Source organism: Traorella sp. mt218 (assembly GCF_055420025.1).
This window is the reverse complement of sequence record NZ_JBVAYM010000050.1, coordinates 1-3,331: the sequence shown is the minus strand read 5'-3', so window position 1 is coordinate 3,331 and position 3,331 is coordinate 1. Positions and strand designations below refer to the sequence as shown.

General features: G+C 34.9%; 3 protein-coding genes. 2 read left to right on the top strand and 1 reads right to left on the bottom strand.

Translation table 11 applies throughout. From position 1 onward, the window contains the following. A partial coding sequence (locus ACZYT3_RS12630) for an iron-containing alcohol dehydrogenase (protein WP_464088899.1) occupies positions 1–959 on the top strand: 959 nt, incomplete at its 5' end. A gap of 84 nt (positions 960–1,043) precedes the next feature. Continuing rightward, positions 1,044–2,135: a hypothetical protein gene (locus ACZYT3_RS12625; RefSeq protein WP_464088898.1), complete on the top strand. Its 1,092-nt coding sequence runs from the start codon at positions 1,044–1,046 to the stop codon at positions 2,133–2,135. A 73-nt stretch (positions 2,136–2,208) separates the two neighbouring features. On the opposite strand, the gene ACZYT3_RS12620 is transcribed toward ACZYT3_RS12625, so the two are convergent. Beyond that, entirely contained in the window at positions 2,209–3,294 is a 1,086-nt protein-coding gene (locus ACZYT3_RS12620) for a hypothetical protein (protein WP_464088897.1), read from the bottom strand. Positions 3,295–3,331: the final 37 nt, after the last annotated feature.

Here is a 3,331-nt window from a genome sequence, read left to right as displayed (position 1 = left end):
TTATTATGGAAATTAAAAATGTTGGTTACTATGTTCAAAAAGATGGTCTTTTATCTCATCTAAAAGATTATGTCAGTGAATATCAAAGGGTAGTGGTTCTTGCTGATGGCCATGTATTTGAAAAATATCGTAAAACGATCGTAAATGGTTTTGATGAGGGGGTTCGTTTTGTTTTTGATATACAGGACATCGGAAATTGTGATGTTGTCGTAGGGATTGGCGGTGGAAGGATCATGGATCAGGCAAAGCTTGCGGCTCATCGACAGAATATTGATTGTATCCTGGTACCGACAAGTCCTGCAACAGATGCTCCATGTACTTCTGTGGCTGTTGTTGATGGTGAATACATTGAATGTGGCTGCCCGAAAAAGGTCCTGGTGGATGAAAGCGTGCTTTCGCAAGTGCCTTTACGGCTTTTCATTAGCGGCATAGGGGATGCGTTATCTACCTATTATGAAGCAAAACATCACAAGGTACCGGTTTCTGTTGAAATGTTATGTCGCAGCTGCAAAGATACGATTCTTAATTACGGCATGCAGGCTAAAAATGATGTTGAAGAAGGACTTATGTCAGAAGCATTGTCAAGATGTTATGAAGCGATTCTGTATATGAGCGGGATCTCTTTTGCGAATAGCGGTGGCAGCGGTGCTCATGCATTGAGTTATGGTTTCTCAAAAAAGTGTCAGAAAAGCTTGCATGGTGAACTGGTCGCTTTTTCCTTGCTGGTACAGCTTTTTTTAGAAAATGATGAAAACATTCATGAGTTAAGAGAATTTTATCATGCTATGGGTCTGCCATGTCATTTGAAGGAGATCGGTCTTGATGATATCAGTGATGAAGAATTATTGGAAATCATTGATGAGAGCATGAGTACGAAGTATTCTATGAATCGTATGCCAATGGTCATTCAAAGAAATGATCTGCTTGAAGCAATTCATTTGGTGGATGTGTTTGAATAGAAAATAATTTAGTAAAAACAACTGTTTTATCGGCATATGATATACGTTCAATCCAAATGTATATTGGGGGAGAAAAGGAACAGTATGAAGATATTATTAAAAAATGGAAGAATATATGACCCAAGAAGTGGTGAAAATAGAAAAGCAGATATAGCAATTTGTAATGGAATCATTCATTCAATTGGAAAAGCTATATATGATGCAGACGAGATATTGGATTGTTGTGATAAGTGGATCGTTCCATCAGTGACTGATATGCATGTCCATTGTTTCCATAAAAGGACAAATTTGGGATTGTATGCAGATGAAATAGGGATATGTAAAAATGTCAGAAGTCTGGTAGATGCTGGAAGCTGCGGTGCAGATGATATCGATGATTTCATGGATGATTTATCTGAGATGAAAACTCGAGTAAAAATATTTATAAATTATTCATCTATCGGATTGACGAAAAATTCGTGTGAATTTTCAGAAAACTGCTGGTTAGATGAAGATAAATTAATGAAGGCTATAAAAAAATATCCTGATGTGATATGTGGAGTGAAGTTAAGAGCAAGCAAAAGTGTTGTGAAAGATAAAGGAATAGAACCCATACGATCGGGGATTCAGTTTGCACATAGATTGCATTTGCCGCTCATGATCCATGTGGGTAATGAACCTCCTAAATTGGATGAAGTATTATCATTAGTAGAAAAAGGGGATATTCTTACTCATATCTATCATGGAAAAAAAGGTGGATTGTTTCTTGAAAATGGTGAATTGAATAAATTAGCCATAAAGAAGTATCAAAAAGGTGTTTTATTTGATGTAGGTCACGGTTCAGCAAGTTTTAGCTTTGATGTTGCTGAGAAAGCCTTTAAATTAGGACTTATACCACACTTAATCTCTTCAGATCTGCATGCAAATAATTATCCGGATATAATTTCTTCCTTGGCAGAAATCGTCACGAAAATTTACAATCTTGGATTGGATGAAAGTCAGATTCTTGATGCCATATCGATTAGACCTGCTAAGATCCTTCATCTTGATAATATGATTCAGGTGGGAAATAAAGCAGATTTATCAATTGTTTCATTTAATAAGACAGATAAAAAAAGATATGTAGATGCAGAAGGAAATGAAAGGATATTCGATAAGCAGGTGGTCTTTGAAAGATTAGTGGGAAGTGAGAAGTAGAATCATGGATTATATTTTGCCTAATTATAAAGAGAAAAGCTATGTGGATAAAGAAATGCACTTCCTGCAGTTTTTATTTTGAAATATAAAATTCTTGAATGTTATCAGTACGAATGGCTGCTTTTGGATCATCTTTATCTAAATAATCAGTGGGCACCAGACAGATTCTGTTTTCATCACGTAATTCATGGGTTTCATCTGAATCAATTCCTTTTACTAAAAACATTAAATTTTTACTCATATAAGCTAATAATTGAATTGTTGAAACTTCTTCACCATTATGAGAAGCATCCTCATTTATGGTAATTTTTTCACTTTGATTATTGATCATTGCTTCTCTAAGTTCAAAAAGTGAAAGAGGCTGACCATCTAAATAATAAATAAGATTATTGGAAGGATCTAAAAGAATAGTTTTATTTAAATCTTCACAGAAAACTTCGCAAACAACATGAATTTCTGGACTATTACTATCATCACTATAGCATTCTACAACATTTGCTTGAAATCCATAGGCCCTTAAAACACCAGTAAGAATAATTGCCATTCCACGACAATTCGTATAATTGTTTTGTTTTTGGGCATATTCGATCTGTGCAATCGTACCGATATTTTCTTTGTCATGTGTATAATTGGCACCATCATGATGATATGTTGACGCAACTTTTTCTAATAATGTACAAATGGTTGAGAAATCATGATGATTGTCAACATCGATGCCTTTTTCTTTGATGTAGCTGAGTACCTTTTGATTGTTCAGTTCATATCTTAAGATTTCTTCACAAGGTTCATTTTTATATTCGTTATGCTGTTGCAGCTTGTTGATGTTATCTTGGGGGATGGTATAAGAATGTGGCGCAAAATCAGGTTCATCACTGATAGGTTTGATAATAAGATTTATCTTTAAAGAGGTGGACGGCATTTCAAAGGTTCCCTGCCAATCGTTCTCTTTTTTTTCTAAGTGGATGTTGCTTGGCATGCCATTGATATCAAAGACGAAATCGGCTGTTGTATCTGTTAATTTGGCTTCGTCGACATCATTATGCATATCACCTATGACAGGAAATGAGACCTGTCCAAAATCTTTGCCATCTTTTTCTCCAAATGCAATTCTTACCAGGGCAAAGCTAAAATCTGTTTCTATGATTCCTTTTAATTTCATTGAAAATACCTCCTATAAAATAATTTTAATGATTTCC

Bases quoted from the DNA above. Each gene is read 5' to 3' on its own strand.
- ACZYT3_RS12625 (WP_464088898.1), top strand. From the start codon at position 1,044: ATGAAGATATTATTAAAAAATGGAAGAATATATGACCCAAGAAGTGGT.
- ACZYT3_RS12620 (WP_464088897.1), bottom strand. From the start codon at position 3,294: ATGAAATTAAAAGGAATCATAGAAACAGATTTTAGCTTTGCCCTGGTA.